19 protein-coding genes and 1 pseudogene are annotated in these 20,519 nt (G+C 65.1%); 9 read left to right on the top strand and 11 right to left on the bottom strand.

Translation table 11 applies throughout. The annotated features are described in order from the left end of the window. Nucleotides 1–77 precede the first annotated feature (77 nt). From NV348_RS33385 to NV348_RS33370, 4 genes and pseudogenes are all read right to left on the bottom strand, one after another. On the bottom strand, nt 78–686 hold the full coding sequence (locus NV348_RS33385; RefSeq protein WP_447150468.1) for a DUF308 domain-containing protein: 609 nt from the start codon (nt 684–686) through the stop codon (nt 78–80). Nucleotides 687–765: 79 nt separating this feature from the next. Next, a pseudogene (locus NV348_RS33380) lies at nt 766–993 on the bottom strand (hypothetical protein); the annotation flags it as partial. A gap of 31 nt (nt 994–1,024) precedes the next feature. Beyond that, nucleotides 1,025–2,026, bottom strand: a complete 1,002-nt coding sequence (locus NV348_RS33375) for a GNAT family N-acetyltransferase (RefSeq protein WP_447150467.1) — start codon at nt 2,024–2,026, stop codon at nt 1,025–1,027. Nucleotides 2,027–2,527: 501 nt separating this feature from the next. After that, a complete protein-coding gene (locus NV348_RS33370) occupies nt 2,528–2,761 on the bottom strand; it encodes a hypothetical protein (RefSeq protein WP_447150466.1) in 234 nt (77 codons plus the stop codon). Nucleotides 2,762–2,770: 9 nt separating this feature from the next. Here NV348_RS33370 and NV348_RS33365 point away from each other — a divergent pair, with 9 nt between their 5' ends. Then, nucleotides 2,771–4,186 (top strand): AlbA family DNA-binding domain-containing protein, encoded by a 1,416-nt coding sequence (locus NV348_RS33365; RefSeq protein ID WP_447150465.1) that lies wholly within the window; start codon nt 2,771–2,773, stop codon nt 4,184–4,186. A 177-nt stretch (nt 4,187–4,363) separates the two neighbouring features. Here NV348_RS33365 and NV348_RS33360 read toward each other — a convergent pair whose 3' ends face one another. From NV348_RS33360 to NV348_RS33350, 3 genes are all read right to left on the bottom strand, one after another. Continuing rightward, entirely contained in the window at nt 4,364–5,176 is an 813-nt protein-coding gene (locus NV348_RS33360) for a hypothetical protein (RefSeq protein WP_447150464.1), read from the bottom strand. Between the two features lie 340 nt (nt 5,177–5,516). Further along, the gene (locus NV348_RS33355) at nt 5,517–5,882 is read right to left on the bottom strand and encodes a hypothetical protein (RefSeq protein WP_447150463.1); all 366 of its coding nucleotides are present in this window, start codon (nt 5,880–5,882) and stop codon (nt 5,517–5,519) included. Nucleotides 5,883–5,938: 56 nt separating this feature from the next. Further along, a complete protein-coding gene (locus NV348_RS33350) occupies nt 5,939–7,342 on the bottom strand; it encodes an LGFP repeat-containing protein (RefSeq protein WP_447150462.1) in 1,404 nt (467 codons plus the stop codon). A gap of 269 nt (nt 7,343–7,611) precedes the next feature. Between NV348_RS33350 and NV348_RS33345 the strand changes: the two genes are divergently transcribed. Further along, nucleotides 7,612–8,163, top strand: coding sequence for a hypothetical protein (locus NV348_RS33345; RefSeq protein ID WP_447150461.1), 552 nt, complete (start codon nt 7,612–7,614; stop codon nt 8,161–8,163). Nucleotides 8,164–8,242: 79 nt separating this feature from the next. Here NV348_RS33345 and NV348_RS33340 read toward each other — a convergent pair whose 3' ends face one another. Further along, nucleotides 8,243–8,464, bottom strand: coding sequence for a hypothetical protein (locus tag NV348_RS33340; protein ID WP_447150460.1), 222 nt, complete (start codon nt 8,462–8,464; stop codon nt 8,243–8,245). Between the two features lie 950 nt (nt 8,465–9,414). Here NV348_RS33340 and NV348_RS33335 point away from each other — a divergent pair. Then, complete coding sequence (locus NV348_RS33335) at nt 9,415–10,416, top strand: M20/M25/M40 family metallo-hydrolase (RefSeq protein ID WP_447150459.1); 1,002 nt, start codon at nt 9,415–9,417, stop codon at nt 10,414–10,416. Between the two features lie 2 nt (nt 10,417–10,418). Next, nucleotides 10,419–11,468, top strand: a complete 1,050-nt coding sequence (locus NV348_RS33330; protein ID WP_447150458.1) for an NAD-dependent epimerase/dehydratase family protein — start codon at nt 10,419–10,421, stop codon at nt 11,466–11,468. Nucleotides 11,469–11,610: 142 nt separating this feature from the next. Here NV348_RS33330 and NV348_RS33325 read toward each other — a convergent pair whose 3' ends face one another. Further along, on the bottom strand, nt 11,611–12,150 hold the full coding sequence (locus NV348_RS33325; RefSeq protein ID WP_447150457.1) for a hypothetical protein: 540 nt from the start codon (nt 12,148–12,150) through the stop codon (nt 11,611–11,613). Nucleotides 12,151–12,800: 650 nt separating this feature from the next. Here NV348_RS33325 and NV348_RS33320 point away from each other — a divergent pair. The 5 genes from NV348_RS33320 to NV348_RS33300 all read left to right on the top strand — a co-directional run bounded on the left by NV348_RS33320 (nt 12,801) and on the right by NV348_RS33300 (nt 19,475). Further along, the gene (locus tag NV348_RS33320; protein ID WP_447150456.1) at nt 12,801–13,442 is read left to right on the top strand and encodes a LysE family translocator; all 642 of its coding nucleotides are present in this window, start codon (nt 12,801–12,803) and stop codon (nt 13,440–13,442) included. A 205-nt stretch (nt 13,443–13,647) separates the two neighbouring features. Beyond that, a complete protein-coding gene (locus NV348_RS33315) occupies nt 13,648–16,983 on the top strand; it encodes an aminotransferase class I/II-fold pyridoxal phosphate-dependent enzyme (RefSeq protein ID WP_447150455.1) in 3,336 nt (1,111 codons plus the stop codon). 19 nt (nt 16,984–17,002) lie between these two features. Further along, the gene (locus NV348_RS33310; RefSeq protein WP_447150454.1) at nt 17,003–17,770 is read left to right on the top strand and encodes an SDR family NAD(P)-dependent oxidoreductase; all 768 of its coding nucleotides are present in this window, start codon (nt 17,003–17,005) and stop codon (nt 17,768–17,770) included. Nucleotides 17,771–17,908: 138 nt separating this feature from the next. After that, complete coding sequence (locus NV348_RS33305) at nt 17,909–18,589, top strand: class I SAM-dependent methyltransferase (protein WP_447150453.1); 681 nt, start codon at nt 17,909–17,911, stop codon at nt 18,587–18,589. 13 nt (nt 18,590–18,602) lie between these two features. Then, the gene (locus NV348_RS33300) at nt 18,603–19,475 is read left to right on the top strand and encodes a 2,3,4,5-tetrahydropyridine-2,6-dicarboxylate N-succinyltransferase (protein WP_447150452.1); all 873 of its coding nucleotides are present in this window, start codon (nt 18,603–18,605) and stop codon (nt 19,473–19,475) included. Between the two features lie 158 nt (nt 19,476–19,633). On the opposite strand, the gene NV348_RS33295 is transcribed toward NV348_RS33300, so the two are convergent. Both NV348_RS33295 and NV348_RS33290 read right to left on the bottom strand, forming a co-directional pair. Further along, nucleotides 19,634–20,113 (bottom strand): hypothetical protein, encoded by a 480-nt coding sequence (locus tag NV348_RS33295; RefSeq protein WP_447150451.1) that lies wholly within the window; start codon nt 20,111–20,113, stop codon nt 19,634–19,636. Nucleotides 20,114–20,327: 214 nt separating this feature from the next. After that, nucleotides 20,328–20,486 carry a hypothetical protein gene (locus NV348_RS33290; RefSeq protein ID WP_447150450.1) on the bottom strand — a complete coding sequence of 53 codons (159 nt, stop codon included), beginning with the start codon at nt 20,484–20,486 and terminating at the stop codon, nt 20,328–20,330. Between the last annotated feature and the right edge of the window lie 33 nt (nt 20,487–20,519).

The following is a 20,519-nucleotide window of genomic DNA, read 5'->3' as shown; positions in this document are numbered from 1 at the left end:
TCCGCTGCCCGCAACGTCGCGTTGTCCGGGTGTTCGCGTAAACATCGAAACACGCTCTGCGAGTGTGGGATTCACTACTATTGCCCGGCGGCGGCCTGCCCGGGGCCCGTGATGGCGTCCGGCTGCGAACGTCGCGCACCGCGCAGTGCCGTACGCAGCATCCCACCCGCGAGCTGTTCCAGCACGCCGATCACCACCAGCGCACTGCCGGCAACCGTCGCCAGCCCCGTGACGGTCTCGAACTTCATCGCGATGACGGTGATCCCGATCGCCGTCGTACCCAGTCCGCAGATCTCGTGCAGCCAGCCGTCGGCGACACTGTCGTCCCAGGCCGCGACCAGCGCCTGCACGACACCGCGCACCGACCAGCCGATCCCGATCCACAGCGCCAGCAGCTCGATGGTGCCGCCACCGAACGCCAGCGCCGCCAGGATGACCGTGAGCACGGCGCTCACCAGCACCAGCACCCGCAGCGGGAACGCGATCCGCGCCGCCACCGCGAGATAAGCCTGGATGCCCGCACTGAGCAACAGCGAGATACCGAACAGCAGCGCCAACGTGGACGCGCTGCGGCCGGGCCACAGCAAGATCGCGACGCCGAGGACGAACGAGCACCCGCCGGCGATCTGCATCGCCTGCCGGGTTCGGTCCTGCGCCGGACTCCCCTCCCCGTCGTTCACGGGCATTGCCCCACGATATGCCCCCACCGACCGATAGCCGCCGATTTGCCCGGGCGCGCCGCGGTCGTCCCTGCCGGATTCACCTCAGCCGCTCCCGCAGGTACGGCGCGGTCCGGCTGACCGGGTCGGCCGCGACCTGCTCCGGGTACACCGTCCCGAAATCCAGCGACGACTTGCCCGAACCCGACACCCCGGTGAACGCGACCAGGGCGTTTCTCGGCATGTCCGCGTCGACATCACGCAGATTGTGGACCCGGGCGCCACGCACCCGAACCGAAGGATCGACCTCGTGCGAATCCACAGCTACCCAGATTACGCGCCCCGGCCGCGCGTCCGCGTCCTTGCTAGAAGAACCAGCCCAGTTCCGGCGCGCGCTCGGCGGTGAACGCCGCGTCGAGATCCCGCAGCGCCGCCGCATCGTCGACCCGGATCCGGTGCGCGGCGGCGAGATTCCCGGCGCGATGCGCACCGAAGTAGAGCGCGCCGAGGACATTGATATCGAGACCGAGCGCGGCGGGGCGGGTGGTGGGTTCGCACGCGGCAACCCCGTCGCGCACGCGCAGCGCGAAGGTGCCACCGGCCGAACGGAACGGGTCGTGCACGGACAGCACCGTGTCGATGTCGTGTTGATAGGTGCGGGCGGTGAGGGCGGCGGGCACGTCCATCAGCCGCGCCCACAGCGAGTCACCGCGATCGGTCACCCGCACCGCACGGGAATCGGTGAGCAGGTACGGCAGCGGGTCGTCGTCGGCGATCTCGACATCGACCGCCTCGACCAGATCCAGTCCGAGCAGCACCCGCCACAGCGCGGCGTGCGCGTCCGGGGTGAGAGCGCGGTATTCCCACACCGACGCGGTGGCACGCCCGTCGCGCCAGCGGCGCCGATACAGGGCGTAACCGTCGGGGTGGACCAGGGTGAACAGCGTCGTGGCGCCGTCGCGGTGGCGTTCCACGTCGGCGAAGAACAGATCCCATTTGGCGTCGGGCCGCACCTGCGCACCCGGCACCGTCCGCTGCCAGCGCTCGTAGACGGCCCGGATGTGCGGCTCGGCCTCGGCCAGGGTGGCCATCTCGACGCCGCCGGGATCGGGTGTGGTCGACCGGAACTCGGCGCGACGGCGATCGATGGAGATCGTGGTGGACAGGATCGCCGGGTCGTAGCCGAACCAGCCGTAGATCGTGGCCTCGCTGGCGGTGAAGATCGTCAACGGCAGACCGTCGGCCTCGGTCCGCTCGTGCTGAGCGGTATACAGCTCGCGCAGAATGCCTCGCCGCCGATGGGTCGGCGCGACCGCGACGCCCGACACACCACACGCCTGCACCTGCCGTCCCCCCGGCACGGTCACGGGGGTTCGGGAACATCGACGAGAAAAGTCACGCTAAGGAGTTACCGCAGATAGCCGCTGACTATATGCGGTAACTCCGACGCCGACCTGGGCGGTTGCTCCGCACGGGCGATGCCGACTCCGGAAACTATCTGCGGTAGCGCCCTAAGCGCCGGATCTGGCGGAGATGTTCCTCGACCCCCGTCCCCGCCGCGGCCGACGTCGTTGTCGGCCTGCCGACGCCGTTGTCGGTGGCGGGAACGGTGAGGGCCCGGCTTGGCCGGGCCCTCAGTCGTGTCAGACTGCGGGGCGCGGGGCGCGGGTGACCACGGCGGTCTGGGTCGACAGGTCGACCTCGACGGTGTCGGCGGTCAGCTCCAGCGAGGCGCGGGGTGCGCCGTCGCGGCCCAGGTAGGCGTCGGCGGTCAGGCGGGCGCCGGTGACGTGGACCTTGGTCCCGACACCGATCGTGCCGACGACGTTCTCGGCGAGATGGGGGTTGAGACTGGCGGGGTCTCGTAATCAACTGTCGCGGGTTCGTGGTGCCCAGCCGGACGGTTTCCGGGCCCGTGGGCCGGAGGCGTAACGGCTCCAGTCGGCAGCTGCGTGGGCAGCGGCGCGGGTAGTGGTCTTGTGGTGATAGCCGAGGGCGTCGGCGACGACGGGCGCGGGCAGCTCGAGAACATGCTGATGCAGCGCCCCGACCCGGCCGGCGGTGGTGGGAACGGTGAACGCTGTCGGTACCGCCCTGGACAATGGCTGCTCATGCACAGCTTCCCGCGTTTGACTGCCCTGTTCGGCGCTTCGGTGGACGCGCTGACTGCCACACATCTCGCCGCAGTGGTCGCCAGAAAGGTCCCCGAAGCAGAGGACCTGGACTTCAAAGAAGCCCTCTACGGCAAGACCACCGAGGCGAAACAGGAACTGGCCAAGGACGTCTCAGCCCTGGCCAACGCGGGCGGCGGAGTGCTGATCCTCGGCATAACGGACCAGAATTCGGCGGCCGAAGCACTGAAACCGCTTCCGCTATCGGCAGAGGAAGCCGAGCGGATGCAGAAGATCTGCCACTACCAGATCCGGCCGTTCCTGCCCGGAGTCCACATCAAACAGATACCGGACCCCACGAACCTGCACACGGGCTACTACGTGATCGCGGTGCCGCGCAGCGCCGATGCACCGCACGCGGTGATCCGGGGCGGCAACGACAACGGCGACGGCACCCTGCTCAGCTACGCACTTCGAGACGGACAGGTGACCCGCTACCTCGCCGAAGCAGAAATCGCCCGCCGCTATCGGGACCGGTTCATCAGCCGCGCCGAACTGAGCGCCGCGCTCGATGCGGTCCACGACGACGGCGTCAGCCGTATCGACCCCGGCACCGCGCAGGCGTGGTTGACACTGGCCGCCTATCCCAGTGCCCCCGGCACTCAGCGGCTCGGCGGCTCGGCCGACATCGAGCGGACCGCTGAGGAAGTGAAAGCCTGGGCCGGTGCGACGCCGCCGATGCCGGGTCAGATCCTCAGCCACTACGTCGAGGCGTTTCCCGGGGTCCGGCGGGCCGTGGTGACCGCAGCCCAGACCTTCAGCAGCGCATTGGACGAGCCTTTCACCGAACTTCATTTCAACGGGGCGGGATTCGTCGCCAGCCCGGCGATGTCCTTCGGGCAAGCCGATGACGGGACCGAGGAGATCGCGCTGGATGTGTTGGAACTCGACCTGCACGCGATGGTGTCGATGCTGTCCAACCACGCTGCCCAGACTGGCGCCGGAGGGGACTGCGAGTTCCGTGCGCAGTTGCTTCTCCCTCCCCACCCCGCGGGCAGAAGCGCGGGCATGATCTGCACGGTCAGGCCAGCGGTCCTGCATGCTCCCACCCGACGGCTCCGCAACGGCCCGCTCGACCACTACCAGCAAGTCCTGCGATCACTCAAGGTGACCACGGACTTCGTCGATGCCCGCACCACCGCGAGTCTGGACGAGCTCGCCCAGAGTTGGCAAGCGCAAGTCCGAACGGCGCACGCTCTCGCTACCGACATCGTCGGCCGGTTCGCCGTCGCCGACACTATCGTTCTGGCAGCCGACGGCACCCTCCACAGCTCTGCCGTCGACCCGTATCGCGCGAAAGCGATCAGTGAATGGGTGAGCGGACAATCCTCGACCATCGCCGACTACCGGAGCTGAGCACATTCGCGACCCGCCCACTCAGCATCGTGTCCAACCGAGTCTCGGGATCGGTCGGGGCGGTGACCTCGCTCATGCGCTCCACCGTAAGCGCAATGCCACGCCGAGTTCAGGAATCCGGCCACGGTGTGGACGACCGCAGCATTTCACATGAACTCCGCGCGAATGGGAGGACGACTAGCGGTGCCACATCTGCCTGAGATACGCCTCGTCGGTCAGCTTGATGTCGGCCTCGGTTCCCAGTTCGCGCGCTGCCCGCCGCAGCTCGGAGCGGCGCACTGTGTTGTCTTGCTGGACATATCGGGCGGCGGACCCGGCCCATACTAGGCAGCAGGCGAGCAGATGGGCGCAAATGGTGGGAGAGAATGGCCCTCGTGGCTCCGACCGCAGCTGAAAAGGTGCAGCGGAGTCGTCTTCGGAGTCCTGGTCAGGCTGTTCGAGGTACTGGTCGGACAGGGAGGCACTGGGATGGGTGTAGCCGCATAGCATCCGGTAGTAGGCGTAGGCGTCCGGGCCGCCGGGAACGAAATCCGCCAGCAGCTTCTCGAAGACCTTCGCCTGATTGTCCGAGGAGGTCGACACCGTCGGCAGCTCGGTGTGAGCGATGCGCGAGGCGATGTCCTGCATCGTGGTCGACCGCGCGGCGGTGAGAGTCCGTTGGAGTGCACGCCGCTGGTTGAGGTCCTTGTTGTACATGGCCAGTGCCGCATCTTGGGACTGCGCTACCCAATGGACGGTCAGCGCGGTCTCGAAGCACGCCCGCAAGGTGGGCACCATGAGCGCCGGCGGGGTGTTGCGGTCGAGCAGGTCCAGCGCCAAGGCACCAAGTTTGTGCACGTGGATCGCCAGGCTCAACACGATCCCGGCCTTGATGTAGGCGTCCTTGCTGTCGGTCTTGATCTTGAGATTCGTACCGAGGTGTTCGTTGAAGCTGGCGATCAGCTCCCGTCCGGTCGACAGATATTGCACGGCGTCGGGATCGGTGGGCATGCGGTGAACCTACGGGATCCCGATGCGGAGACCCAACCCGATCGTCACGGTCAGGATCGGGTTGGGCTGGCACGGCAGGCCTCCGCTTCGGCGGGTTGGTGTTGTGGCTCAGGGGTGTTCGACGAGTCGCCAGGGGCCGCCGCCGGTGCCTATCTCGTCGTGGGCCGCGCCGTTCGGGATCGACGACGAATCCGATGCCGTCGGTGAGCCGAAGCATGTCGCGGGACCAAGTAGATGGTGTCGGGGTGATGACGCCCGCGACGACCCGCCGCCGGTGCCTGACCAGCACGCACAACACGTTCCCTGTCCTGGCCCGTACGCGGCACCAAGCCGCTCTGGGTCAGGAAGGCGCGAACCCGCCCAGCTCGAACCCGATCGTCAACGCCGCCAGCGCTACAGCTGCCACCCCAGCGGTGACCGCGTACCCCACCGCGACCCGTCGCATGACCGGCCACCCCGCCAAGACCACGGCCGGCGCGAGCAACACCACCCCTGCCACGAACCAGGTGACCCAGTACGAGGCGGGCACCTCGACCGGCCGAGCACGCAGATGCGACGGGGTGGCCGAAACCTCGGCAAGGTCGAGCCACTGCCGGACAATGAAGACCGCCGGGATGAACACCACCACCGAGAAAAACAGTCCGGCGCCGACACCCCAGCCAGCACTGTGGCGTCGTGTCTGGGTCGCTGGGTCGATGGTGGACATGGGCTCATTGTGCGGCATTGCCCGCCGCCGGCGCGCGGCGGGCAATGCACGGATCCTCAGCGGATGCCGGACCAGGAATGCACCGACGACGAACCCAACACCAGGAACGGTTTGGCGACGCCGAGCTTCTCGCCTTCGACGCCGACCAGGACCGCCTGCTGGGCAGGATTGCCGTAGTCGTCACCGGCGGCATAGTCGTAGACGTCGTAGATATGGGTCTGCTGACGCAACTCGATCGGGTTCTGGCCCGGATTGGCGGGCTGGGCGATCACCGCCGTGGTCGAGCACAGGCTGTAGCGGCCGATCGACTGCACCTGATCGTTGCTGATCCCCGCGGTCACTTGCCACGGAGTCGAAATGATGACCTTGGCCGGCTGACCGGTGCGGGCGGTCTCGTTGATCGCAGCGGTGATCGCCTCCTCCTTGTTCGCGTTGACCCATTCCGCCGGTGGTCGCAACCCCGCGTAGTCGGTGCGGTCCTCGGCGGTCCAGGAATCGAGCAGCGTCGCTCCGAGCGCGTAGTCCTGGCCCGCTTCGTCGTAGTCGTAGTAGTGCTCCCACAACGCGTGTGCCGTCGGGCGGCCGTTGGCGGCGAAATAGGCCGAGACCACACCCGCCTTCTGCAGATTCGCTGGGATCAGCGTGCCGTCCGGGTCGCCGACGGTGTTGTAGTCGGCCAGGTCCACCGGGCACGTCGGGGGCGAGTTCAGCGGGTCCGGGCAGTAGGCCGGGTGCAGGCCGGTGTCATAGCTCGCGAATCCCTGCGCCGGGACGAGCAGTGCGCGCAGGTAGTCGTTGAGCACATAGATCGACCCGTGCTCGAACTGCTGGATCAGCGAACCCGGCTCGGCACCGGGGGTGGCGTCGCTGGTCGGGTATCCGTAGTGGCTGCTCTCGTATCCCGCGGCCGACCACAGCGCCAGAATGCGGCCACTCACAGCGTGCGCGCCGGTCGAGGGCGACCAGTAGACCATGCCGCGTTCGAACCGGTTGAACCGTCCGTTGCCGTCGGGGGCGACGACTTCGTCGGTGCTGGGGTAGCCGAGTGGGCCGCGTTCGCCGCCGGACTCGAGCCATTTGTCACGGATCGCGCCCTGGATGTTGTGGGCGCCCGTCAGGGCGTGCCAGTAGATCCAGGCGCCCTGGAACTCCTGGCGACGGCCGATGCCGTCCGAAAGGACGATCTCATCGGTCAGCGGATAGCCGATGAAGCCTCCCTCATAGCCGTATTCGCCCCACTTGGTGAGGAATTCGTGCGCGACAGGATGCGCGCCGGTGTTCGGCGACCAGTAGATGTTGCCGCCGAGGAACTCCGAGCGCCGGCCGAACCCGTCGGGGTTGGTGAGCTCATCGGACTTCGGGAACAGCAGGAACCCGTTCGGTCCCCCGGTCTGCAGGTACTTGTCGAGAATCGCGCCACAGACCTGGAACGGTGACGGTGGGAAGGTCTGACATGCCATAGCTTGCTTACTCCTTCATCACGCTGCGTCTCCCCGGTGATGAACCAGGGAGGGCGGCCTCCCCCATCGAGGCCACTCACTCGAACATACATTCGAATTCATGCCATGCCCAGGCCTCGCGCGCCGAAACCGCCCGCGCTGCTGATCGTTACGAAGCCGAGTCGAGTTCGATGAACAGACGCAACGTGTTTCGACCTCATCGGCTACTGTCCCCCGCACACCCATTCCCGCGATACAGCCCGCTGCCGAGCCCGGATACGCTGTCGGACGTGGGGAGTCTCGACGACGCGATCGATAAGAACCGCCAACGCATGACCCAGCAGGATCAGGCCGAGAACGCCGCGGCCGCCGAGAGAGCCGTCGGCGCACGACAAGCCGAGGACCTCATCCGAGAGGCCACCGAGAAGTTCGCTCCACTGGCCGCTCTTCAGCTGATCCTGGTGCGGCCCCGCAAGCTGTTCGACCGGGGCAAGGCCATCGTCAGCACGATCGGCGAGAAGCCCGGCACTTACACCGCCGTCGAGGCGATGCGCTGCTGGGCCGTGTCGTCGAAGCTGCGCTACAGCCATGTAGTTCTGACCGAACGCGGGCAGCTGGCGCAGGTGGACTACGTCGACCGGATCACGATCAACACCGAGTCCGCCATGGTCGTGGCCGAGTCCGACCTGCGCACACCTGATATCCGGCGCGCGTTCACACCGTCCGGCGACATGACCGGGCGGCCCAACCTCTACGTGATCCACCTGCGCGAAGCGCTGGCCGCCGCGTTCCTCGAATACGAGCGCGTCACCGCCGAACGCGCTACCGCCCAGCGCCCGTGACGGCACCGGCACCAGGCGGACCCGATCTGGTGCCGGACACAGCGAGCTACGCCCGTGGCTGGCTGGCGCGGCGCGGCGGCTACCAGCTGGTGTCGCTGCACAGCTCGCCGATCGGTGCGAACATGCGCGCGGTGCGAGGATCGAGCCACACCGGTGCCTGGTCGATCTCGCGGGCCCGCAGCACGCGGCCTCCCCGGGAGGGCCACTGCACGAACTCGTAGCCGCCCAGCTCGGTCTGGTCGAGTCGACCGGGGTGCCCTCGCCCACCCGGAACCCGCCGACGCGCGCCGTTGTGCCCCACCCGATCACGATCGTGTCGTCGCCGGTGACCGCCAGTTCCCACACCAGCTGGTCCGGGTCGATAACGCGGCCGTAGCGCAGCACCCGCAGGTCGGTCGCGACCGCGGTGATCGCATCGACCCACACCGGCGGCGGGCCGATCCCCGCACCCGGGCTGTCGATGACGCCGACCCCGGAGACGGTGCGGCCGAGCCGCCACACCAACAGATCGTCGGCGCCGAACGTGGGCAGGGGCATGGTGACTACGATCCCACGCCCCGTCACTTGCCGATCCGGTCCAAGACCCGCAGCGCGTCGCGGCGTCGCTTCGGATCCGGATGCAGGGATGCGGTGAGGATGGGAATGATCCGGATCAGCACCGAATCGCGCCGCCAGCAGGCGGGGCGTCCTCGAATTCATCCACTGGGTCGACCGGATGGCCGGCGAGCATGGCCTGCCTGTGCTCGCTGTTCGTAATCCGGCGGCGCGACGGCTGGCCGATCGGACGCCGCCCTCGCTGGCACGTATGACGCGTTGCTGACCGTGACACCCACGACGGCAACCGATCTCGCCGTCACTGGCGGTGCCCTGGACAGCGAGGTGTCGTGAGCTCCGCCGAGGACTGGCAGGAGGTTCGCCACCTGTTCAGCTCCCGGTCCAGCAGGCGAGGTGACATATCAAGTCTGCGAGTTGCGGGTAGTGCCAGCGCAATCCATCGCCAAGTTGTTTCCTCGACGGCGTAGTTGTGGAAGGGTGGAATGAGGGGGTCGGTCTGCCGAACGCGTCGAAATAGCTTGGCGGGCACAGTGTCCCGCAGTCAGCGACTTGTGGAGGATCTAATTGTCGAGCAGTGTTAGCAACCTTCTACTTTCGGCTCACGATCTCCAACCGATCATGCTGGACAGGCTTGAGCAGCTCGTGAATTGCGAGTCCCCCTCGAACTCGCCAGGCGCTCTCGTTTCGTGTGCTGACGTGCTGCAACCCTGGCTGACATCGGCGCTCCAGCGTCCGGTGCGTCGAGTGCTGGTTGGTGATCATGTTCACCTGCTGGCCGAGACACGTGAGCCGAAGGTGTTGCTGCTGGGTCATTTCGACACTGTGTGGCCACTCGGCACGGTTGCGCAGTGGCCGTTTTCGATCACAGGGGACATCGCCGTCGGCCCAGGCATCTTCGATATGAAGGCCGGAATAGTGCAACTGGTCGCGGCCGTTGAGTTGCTGCCGGACTCGTCACAGGTCAGCGTTCTGCTGACCAGTGATGAGGAGGTCGGGTCGGCGACATCTCGATCGTTGATCGAGCAGCACGCACAGTTGGCCGGCGCGGTACTCGTATGCGAGCCGAGCGCCGATGGCGGCGCGTTGAAGATCGGCCGCAAAGGGATCGCGGGCTATCGCGTCGAGGTTCGAGGAAAGGCGGCACACGCAGGCCTGGAGCCAGAGCTCGGCGTGAATGCGGGTGTCGAGCTGGCACATCAGATTCTGTCGATTGCTAGCTTGTCCTCGGGTGAAACAACGTTGACCCCAACGGTCTTGGCGGGCGGCACCACAGTGAATACCGTTCCTGAACGTGCTCATGTACGCGTCGAGGCACGGTCGTGGACGACTGCGGAACTGGAGAAGGTCGACCGACTGATGTCCGAACTCACCCCGAATCTTATAGGAACGCAGGTGATTGTGACTGGCGGAATACGGCGCCATCCCTTCGAACAGGAGACGGCGTTGGCGTTGCTCGCCGAAGCCGAGCATGCCGCTTCCATGCTGGGGATCAGTCTTCCGACACCGGTCAGATCCGGCGGAGTTTCTGACGGCAACATCACGGCAGGGCTCGGGGTGCCGACGCTCGATGGACTCGGCGCCATCGGCGGTCACCCGCACGGGCGCAGCGAAAACGTCGTCATCACGACTATGCCTGAGCGCGTCGCTCTGCTTGCAGCACTGATAGGTCGGCTCGCTGAACGACCGGGAGTGCTGTGAGGATGGTCGACGCAACACGTGTGCTGATCCTGGGCGGGTCGTGGTTCCTCGGCCGGACCATCGCGGAATCCGCGGTCACTCGGGGCGCTGAGGTCACCACGTTCCGGCGCGGGGTCAGCGGTACAGACGCTGACGGTGTGACCGTGTTGTACGGCGACCGAACCGACCCCGCTGACATCGCTCGATTGGCCAGCGCCGGCACCTGGGATGCGGTCATCGACACATCGAGTTACGTTCCGCGCGAAACGCTTCAGCTCGCTCGTGCACTGGAACCAGTCGTTGAACGCTACGTGCTGGTGTCGACTGTCGCTGTGTATTCGGGATGGCCGTTGACGCCACTGACCGAATCCTCCGATGTCCTGAAGTGCCCGGCAGATGCGGGGCCGGACTTCAGCTATGTCGGCGATCCAAGGCCATCCCAGTACAGCATCACCAAAGCCGGATGCGAGCGGGCAGTCATGGAGACCTTCGGGCCAGAACGCACCGCGATCCTGCGCCCTGGCGTCATTCTGGGTCCCCTTGAGTATGTCGGCCGTCTTGAGTGGTGGCTGCGACGGATGCAGCGTGGCGGGCGTGTCCTGGGGCCTGGGTCCCCCTCGCGTTCCATTCAGCCGGTTGATGTGCGCGACGTCGCAGAGTTCGCTCTGCATGCTTGTACGTCATCCGGGACCTGGAATGTCACGGCATCGGGCATAGACACGATGGGTGACCTCCTCGAGGCGTGTAACCGTGTGGCCGCCGCTGGCGAAGCTCGGATCGACTGGGTCACTGATGAGGATTGGCTCCAGGCTCACGGTGTCTCGCAGTGGAAGGAGCTGCCATTGTGGCGAACCCACCGAGGAACCTGGGCTGTCGATTCGCAGCGTGCTCGTGTGGAGGGACTGAGCTGTCGCCCGCTCAGCGACACTGTTAGAGACACCTGGGAATGGCTCACCTGTGGTGGCGCGCCGATCGCCCACATCCGCGCAGGGGAGCTAGGCATTTGCCCAGACCGTGAGCAGGCTGTCCTGCGAGCGTGGGATGCCCACCAGCTCGAGCGCCGCGGGGCCTGACGGACTCGCGGCGTCTGCATCGTGCGCCACAGGGTGAGAACCGTGACTTGCCCGACAGCGGCGCACCGGACCGACGCCAGGCACCGGATGTCGGCTTCCGCTGCCGACATCGTCTGAGCAGCAGCGGACTCGACTCGGGGTCTCAGAGCCAGCTAGCGCGGATGAAATCTTCTACTGGCCCTTCTGGAGCTCGGCCTAGTTCCCCTGCTTGGACCCTGGCCCATACCCGCCGGGTTACCTCGACGATCTCGGCCGCTGTGCGCGGCAATTCAACCAGGTCGCCCGGGGTTACAGCGCTCGCGTCGACCCCAGCCTTCGCCAACAGGCTCGGAAGGTCTGACAGTTGGCGCTCCAACCATCCGAACGGGTCGGCGGACAGTTCGGGGTCGAAGACCCGCTCGCAGTCATTCCAGCCGTCGAACCACGGATGATGATGGACGCGATCGAAGCTTCCGTGGGGCCCGTCAACCGACTCCAGCAGGTCGGCCCGCCAGATCGGCTCCGCAACGGCGATCGGCCGGGCCGAATAGATTGTTCCTTTCAGTTCGCCAGCCTCCAGCCAGCGCAGTTCCAGCCGGACTCCGCGCTCCGGACCATCGTGGCCTTTTGCGCCCGCCGAATTAACGAAGTACATGTCGCTGATCACGACTCCGAGCCTGTCGAACCCGAAGGCATAAAGCATAATTGTTCCCCTTCTGAGATTCCCCCCGGCAACGTGGACAGGGGACGCTCTAAGTTGCTGCAGGTGGCGATCAGTCGCCTCCGAACACTCTTATTGAACGCCTCCGAGTTGTCAACGGCGGCAAGAACGTTCGGCGACGTGTCACGTAGGAGCTGGCGGCGACACGGCCCACTGAGGCGGTGTGCCGTACGAACGGTGCCAGCCCGGCTGCGTTCCGTTCATACGTGGCCGGCGCACCGATGCATTACTTCTGCCGTTCGGAAGCGGATTGACCTCGTGAACATCTAACGAACCGCAAGGTACGGTATGCCCTCCAACAAGGTCGCAACCTTCTAGCGCTCCTGCTTGCAGGCGGAGGGGCCCGCGCCTCAGCGGATCGGTTACTCTCGGCATCTGACCTAATCAATGGCCATCTCGTTACTCGAATCAGTTTGTAGAAGGAGGACCGATGACATGGATGACAGTGACGTCCGGTGCACAAAAAAGCGAGTCCAGCGAATATTTGGCAGCGGTTGAACTCGGTTGTGAGCGCTGCTATTCTTGCGCTGGTAAAGCGAGGTGGACATCACGCTGGATCGGGGGTTACGTTTGATAAAGACGCTGCTGTTGTGCGTGCCCGGAATTTCGTTTCCCTCCAATAGGAGCTGTTGATGTCCTTTCTCGCACAGTACGCCGCGTTCGCAGGTGTGATGCTTTTCGTCGCCATCTCTCCTGGGCCTGATATGGCGGTAATCATTAGCCGCGCTTTGACGGGCTGGTCTGCGGGCGTGGCAGCGACAGTGGGTGTCGTGGCCGGTGTTGCGATATGGGTGGTGGCCGCGGTGACAGGGGTCTCCGCATTGTTGGCTACATCCGCAACATCCTTTACCGTCGTGAAGATCGTCGGCGCAATATACTTGGTATACCTTGGTGTTCAGTCGTTGCTTGCCGCCCGTCGTCACATTGATGAGACAGTCGACGCACCGGCTCCGGTAGCGATGAACAAGACAGGGTTGGCAAGTAATGCGTGGCGAGGATTTTTGTGCAATATCCTCAACCCGAAGGCAGCCGTATTCTTTGTCGCATTGATTCCGCAATTCATTCGACCCGACGGAGACCGCGTCGTGGACGCGCTCGTGCTTCCTTTGCTGGCGGTCGCTATCGTCGGAATTTGGTATCTGATTCTCGTCAGCATCGTCTTCTCACTACAGAAGAAGCTCGTCAATTCTCGAATCCGCAAACGCATCGACGCAACCGTGGGTGTCGCCCTGGTCGGAGTTGGCATAGGAGTCGTTTTCGCCGATAGCAGGTAAACGGGCTGAGCCGCGCGGGGCAACCTGTTCATATTGAATCTTCGACGGCCAATAGATATCGATGTTGGCCGCTGCTTTTGCTGTGCATATCTCGGGGGGAAAATTGAACCAAAACGGCAATCTTGACAGTTCACCATCGACTCGCTCGCTTTCCAACGCCAGGGTCGTTACCACCACGGCAGGCGGCCACCAGTGGGATCCGCCCGTGATCGGGTTGGCCGTGCATGCTCTGCTCGACCGTGCGTTCCCACACCGCGACCGGATCGTGCTCGCATACCGCAACACAACGAGGATGGTTGACCTCAGTGGCATCGATCCTGACCAAGCCACGCTCGTAGACCTGGCCACGTTGTGCGCCCATGCGACTGAGGCGAGCCCTGGTGTCGGCGGCCATCTGATCGCGATTGACGGCGGTGCCAGTGCGGCGGCAACGACAGACCCCGACACCAGGTTGGAATTCGACACCCTCGACAGCTCTGTCCGCGTGACCACCGAGCTGGAGGCCGACGAGCAAGAGTTGATCGACGTGGTGAACCTCGTGTGGCCTTTGCTGGCCGCCGCGGACCCGGATATCCCGCTGCAACAGATCGTCGGTAGCACCGCCACAGAGATCTTGTCGACTCGAACCACGGCGCCCTATGGCGATCCACCGCTGTTCCTCGCCCGCTTCCTGGATCTGGTCCGACGCCATCCACATCGGATAGCTGTCGAGACTGGCGATCATGCGATGACCTACCAGGAACTGAACGCTGTCGCCGACACCATGGCCAGTACCTTGGAAGCTCACGGTGCTGGCCCCGGGCGTGTGGTGTTGCTGATTCCACGCCGAGACGAGTACCTGGTCGCGATGATGGTGGCGACGTTCAAAGTCGGCTCGGCGCTCGCGATCACGAATCCAACAGCACCACAAGCTTTCCTGCGTGAGTGCGTCACCGCGGCTCGCGCGGATCTCGTCGTCGACCTAGCTGGAATCGGATTTCCCGACGCCCTCTCCGAGGTACCGACGACACCACAGCCCGGCCAGCGCTATGACAGTGAACGCCTGTCCGGCGACGACTGCGCGGTGGTGACCTTCACGTCCGGTACATCAGGGACACCGAAAGCTGTTCGAGGCCGCTACCGCTCGCTGACGTACTACTTCGACTGGATGGACGAGCATCTCGGTCCCCTCGCCGATGCAAGGTTCGGAATGTGCTCGGCGCTGGGGCACGACCCGCTGCAACGTGATGTGATGACCCCGCTCTACCTCGGCACCACAGTGGTCGTCCCGCCTGAAGCCGAGCTGACCTCGCAGGGTGGCCTCGCGCGTTGGCTCGCCGAGACCGACACGCAAGTGGCGTGTGTCAATCCGTCGGCAATCGCGCTGCTCACCGCCGCCGACCAGCAGCTACCGGCCCTGCGCGTGGTGTTCCTGGTCGGTGCTGCTCTGACCCGCCCTCAAGTGCAGTCGCTGGCGAGGATCGCACCATCAGCGCGACTGGTAGCGCTCTACGGATCTACCGAAACACAGAGAGCCGTGGCCTTTTTCGACATCGACACCAGCGCTGAGGCTATCGAGAAGCTCCCAGATGTGATCCCGTCCGGGCGCGGCATGGCGGATGTGGACGTGCTGGTACTGACTGCCGCCGGCAGTGTCTGTCTGCCGTGGCAGAGCGGCCAGATCGGAGTTCGTTCGCCGCAGATCGCGCTGGGCTACGCCGGTGACCCGGAGATGACAGCAGCGAAATTTCGCATCGGCCTGCCTACCGGGACTCCACGACACGATCACACACCCACATATCTGACCGGAGATATCGGCTATTCGACGCCACGACACGGTGTCCGCTATCTCGGGCGCGCCGATGCACAGGTGAAGATCAACGGGCACCGGATCGAGCTCGACCATGTCACTGCCAAGGCACGTGCCGCAGCGGCGGTCCGGGACGCGGCCGCGATCGTTGCCGACGTCGCTGGCGCGCCAGCACTGGCACTGTTCCTCGTCCCGGAGAGCCCGGCAATCAGGTTCGAGGCGACCGCGTTTCGCGCCTTGCTGGCCGAGCAACTGCCGTCGCACATGCTGCCGACGAGGGTCATCACCCTCCATGAACTGCCGATCACGCGCAACCAGAAGATCGACACAGCCGCATTGGCCGGCCACCTCGCTCCGCCAGCGCAGGACGAGGTAGACGAACAGCGCGACGGCCAGGCAGCACATCTTGTCCGGAACTACCTGTACCGGCTGACGGGCGACACCGATCCGGATCCCTCGATTCCGCTGCGCGAGCTCGGCGTTGACTCACTGCGGTTGGCGGCATTGCTCAGCCAGCTGCCTGGTCCTGCCTCGGGCGCACACGCGGCAACCACGGCTTTGACCGCGGCCCAGCTTGTGGATGCGGTCAGCGTCGGCCTCGATGCACCAGAGACACCGGACGACGACCTCTCAGGCGGTGATGTGGACATCCGCGGCCTTCTAGGCCCGGTGAAGACTACGACAGAGACGGAAATCGCGTTCGACGGTCGGCGACTGGACCACCTCTGCTCAAACAGCTACCTCGGATTCTCTGGGCACCCGCAGCTACGCGCCAGCATGGCTGAATTCGTGCGCACGGCTGACTCGCTGGGACCCCACGGATCACCGGAACTCAACAGCCACACCGAAACTCACCAGCGTCTCACCGACGGGCTGCGATCCTTGTTGGGTTGTGAGGCGGTAACGCTCTACAGCTCAGCCTACCTGGCAAACCTTTCAGCTCTGCCCACGATCGCCGGGCCAGGTGATGCGCTGTTCATCGACGAACATTGCCATCGTTCTCTGCTCGACGGCGCGGTTTTGTCGGGCGCGGCATTCGACGTATTCCGGCATAACGATGCCGATCATCTACTCACTCTGATCAGCACCTCGGGGGCGCGTGGGCAGCGGGTGATCGTCACCGAGGGGGTGTTCAGCGGCCATGGCGATGTCGCCGATCTTCCCGCCCTCGTCGCATGCGCACGATCCACCGATGCGGTCCTCTACGTCGACGAAGCGTCCTCGGTAGGCCAACTCGGCGCCGGGCGTGGCCTCGAGGCCCACTACGGCATGCCCGCGACCATCGACGTCCGTGTTGGATCCCTCGGCAAAGCTCTCGTGGGTGGTGGTGGATTTGTCGCGGGCAGCGTTGCATTCGCCGCCCGGCTACGCCGCCGAGGGACATTCTCAACCGCGTTGTCCCCGCTGGCCGCGCACATCGCCGCCCATGCCCTCGAGCTCCTCATCAGCGCCGGACCACAGCTAACCGATCGGCTAAACCACAACCGCACTGTCTGGGCACAGGCGTTGACTCAAGCCGGATTCGACATCGGCACCTCGACCACTGCCATCGTGCCGTTGCTGGTACCGGTCGATCCCGCCCGCGCGTTCCACGCCGCGCTCGACGCCGGAGTCTTCGCCCTCCCGCTGGCGGGCACGGGGGGCGCCAGCCGGGGTCTACGCACCACCGTCACCGCAGCACACGATCCTGCCCAACTCGCTGACATTGCCGCCCGGCTCGGCCGCATCCTGGCTCCGGCCGCCGCCAACTAGCAACATCTGGAGGAACCCAATGCTCCCGTCCGACAACGTCCTCGTCGTGATCGGCGCGACCCGCGGCATCGGCGCCGCCACCGTCATCCAACTCGCGAACGACGACCCAGATACCCGGATCGTGTTCTGCGGGCGCGACGTGGCCGCAGGTGAAGCGCTGGCCGACAAGCTGAGCCCCGCAGTCGAATTCGTGCCTACAGACATCACCGACCCTGCCCAAGTCGCGGCATTCTTCGACGTAGTCGCCGCGCGCGGAAATTTGGCGGGTGCGTTCAACTGTGCCGGAATCATTGGCACCGACACGATCTTGCGCGGCAACCACTTTCATGAAGCCGAACCCGCAGAGTTCGAACAGGTGATGGCGGTCAATGTGCTCGGGATGGCCACCTGCCTGCGCCATGAACTACGGCTCCTCACCACTCACGGCGAAGGCGGCTCGATCGTCAACATGGCCAGCGTTGCCGGGCTGCGCGCCGCAGACAGCCTGGCGGTCTCCTACACCGCCTCCAAGCATGCGGTGGTGGGTCTGACACGTGCGCTGGCCGCCGAATACTCCCGCCACCGAATCCGCATCAACGCCGTTTGTCCAGGCGTGATCGAAACCGAGATCCTCGAAGGCCTGCACGAGCCGCTGTTGGCCCAGCTACGCGCTAAGAACCCGGACGCCTACTTCGGCACTCCTACCGAGGTCGCCACCACAGTCTCCTTCCTGCTGTCCCAGAACGCTTCCTACATCTCCGGAACCACTGTGACCATCGACGCCGGTGGATTGTACGGAGCCCTGTAATCCCTAACGAACGCGCAGCAAGCGCTGGCCAACCTAGTTGTCTCACTGCACGAACCGCCGCTTGAGCCCAACCGATGTTCGACAGAAATGCCTGCTCGTCGCAGTCTCAGCGACGACCCGGGGGAATGAGGACCCACCATGACACAAGATCTGCATGCGTTGCACGATTACTACTCCACACCTCGAACAGAGGATGCCGAAACCATCTACGGGATCTGGGAGCGAGGCGGCGCATTCAACGACTCGGTGACCCCGTCGACCTACGTGCCGGAGTACCGCTCGCATCTGCTGCTGAAGTTCCTGTCGCTGACGGAGCCCGGCTGCCGAGTCTTCTCCCTGGGATGCGGCAACGCCGCAGTCGAAGGCGCGCTGGTAGAACAAGGCCGCAAGGTCGCCGCGATCGATGTGTCCGCCGAAGCCGTCGCTCTGGCACAGGAAAAGGGTGTCGATGCCACCACTGTCGACTTCTTCGCGCTGACCCACGAGGATCTCGACGGCTACACGGTCGTGTACGCCGACGGCTTCCTCGGGCACCTGTTCGACGCGAGGGAAGAGGTCGGGCCGACATTGCGCAAACTGTCCGAGCTGGAACTGGCTCAGGGCACCCTTCTCGTATTGTCCAACGACGCCCCGCCGGATCCGCATGCCTTGTTCGCAGCCCACGAGCGAGTGTCGGACTTCTGGTATCTGTCCAAGGACTACCTCGCCCATCGCCTCGCCGCGGCGGGCTTCGAGCTGATCGAGAGCTACTACTTCCCGTACGTGCGCCCGATCAGCGGCCTGCGCAACCGCACGATCTGCATTGCGCGGGTGCGGTGATGGTCCCGCCGATGTGCGCCACATCGACGTACCTCGCAACATGTCTCGCGAGAAAGGTGGCTGTGTGATGGAGCCTATTGAGATCGACCGGCTCTTCGAGCGCCGCGCGGAGCTCAACGCCGACGAATGGGCCGAGGCAGCAGGTGCGGTCGAGGAAGGCCTGGCTCAACTCGACTCGGGGAAGCTTCGCGCCGCGAGTCCGTTGGATGGTGACTGGGTGGTCGACACCAGGGTCCAGAAGTTGATCCTGCTGTCCTTCCGGACCCGACAAAACACGCTGATCGACGCCGGTCCGGGTCTGCCGCGTGGCTTCGACAAGATGCCGTTGAAGTTCGACAACTGGGTGCGCGGCGACTTCGAACAGGCGCGGTTGCGGGTAGTTCCGGGGGCAGTAGTGCGCCACGGCGCCTATCTGGGCCCCGACGTGGTGATCATGCCTTCGTTCATCAATATCGGTGCCTACATCGGTTCAGAGACCATGGTCGACACCTGGGCCACCGTCGGATCCTGCGCTCAAGTCGGTAGCCGGTGCCACATCTCCGGTGGTGTCGGCTTGGGCGGCGTTCTCGAGCCGCTCGGAGAGAAGCCGGTGATCATCGAGGACGACGTATTCGTCGGCGCCCGGTCTGAGATTGCTGAAGGCGTGCGGGTTCGCCGCGGAGCTGTCATCGGCATGGGTGTCTACCTCACCCGATCGACGCCGATCGTGGACAGGGCCACGGGGAAGACCTATCGCGGCGAAGTGCCGGAGAATGCCGTGGTTGTTCCAGGCGGCAAGCCTGCCCCGACCGGAGATGGCCCCACCCTGTATTCGGCAGTGATCGTGAAGTATGCCGACGAGCAGACGCGCGGAAAGACGGCTCTCAATGAGCTGGCACGCTACTGACTCCGGACTCGCACCAACCTGTTATCCACTCGCACAGTTCGCTGAGCGGGATCGAGTTTTCCACACGCCGTGCTTGCGGCTGCTATCCACGAGTAGGGGCATCGACCTGATGTCGTTGTTCTTGTAGTCGTCATCGAGTCATCGGGCGGGGAATCCAACTAGGAGACCTCGCCCGTCTCGATCTCGAAGGATTCGCCTACCGCATCCGCGCTCCAACGCGTCAAGTCAACACGAAGCGCCGACACTGCGGCCGCAGCTTCCCATACTTGTGCGCCGCCTGCCGCTTCGAGGCCTTCTATCGCCGCCGCGATCGCCAGCTCGGCGGCGTAGATCGCACTGGCGGCGTCGCCGTACTCGTTGTGCAACGTTGCAAATGCGTGTTGCGCGCGCACCTTCACCGGGTCAGCAGAACCCAGCCGCTCTGCGGCATTGGTCGCCCACTCCAACGAATAGCGGGCGAGCTCGAGGTAGTAGTAGCCGGTCAGATCACCGACTCCGATGAGCTGGGCGATCTCAATGTAGGCGGCTCCCAGTTCGGTGCGGGCTCGGACCTGCTCCCTGTCGGTCAGCTCGGAGGCCCCCACCGCGACGATCAATCCCTTGATCTTGGCCCGACAGTCGGCCAGTGTCGTCGTCAACGATCTCCCCCTCTGCTTGCCGCAGCACCGCTGCGCCGAAACTCTCTCTAATGCAATCGGTTTGCCGCCGTGATGGCAACCACGACGGCTGGATCATCAGTGCCCGCAGGTCGGGCATTACCTTCCAGCTCTTCCACATCACGCATTGCCATGTGACACCGGCCAGCAGCAGGATCGCCGGCGCAGGGGCATGGTGACTACGATCCCACGCCCGTCACTTGCCGATCCGGTCCAAGACCCGCAGCGCGTCGCGGCGCCGCTTCGGATCCGCATGCAGGGATGCGGTGAGGATGGGAATGATCCGGATCAGCACCGAATCGCGCCGCCAGCAAGCGATTGCGGGAATGAGCAGCAGGAGGAATTCAGTCGGCACGGGAGGCGTCCGCGAAGATCGGAGGGGTGCCCG

Source organism: Nocardia fodinahabitans (assembly GCF_052983615.1).
Note: the sequence above shows the minus strand (reverse complement) of the source record. Positions and strands in the feature narration are given on the sequence as shown.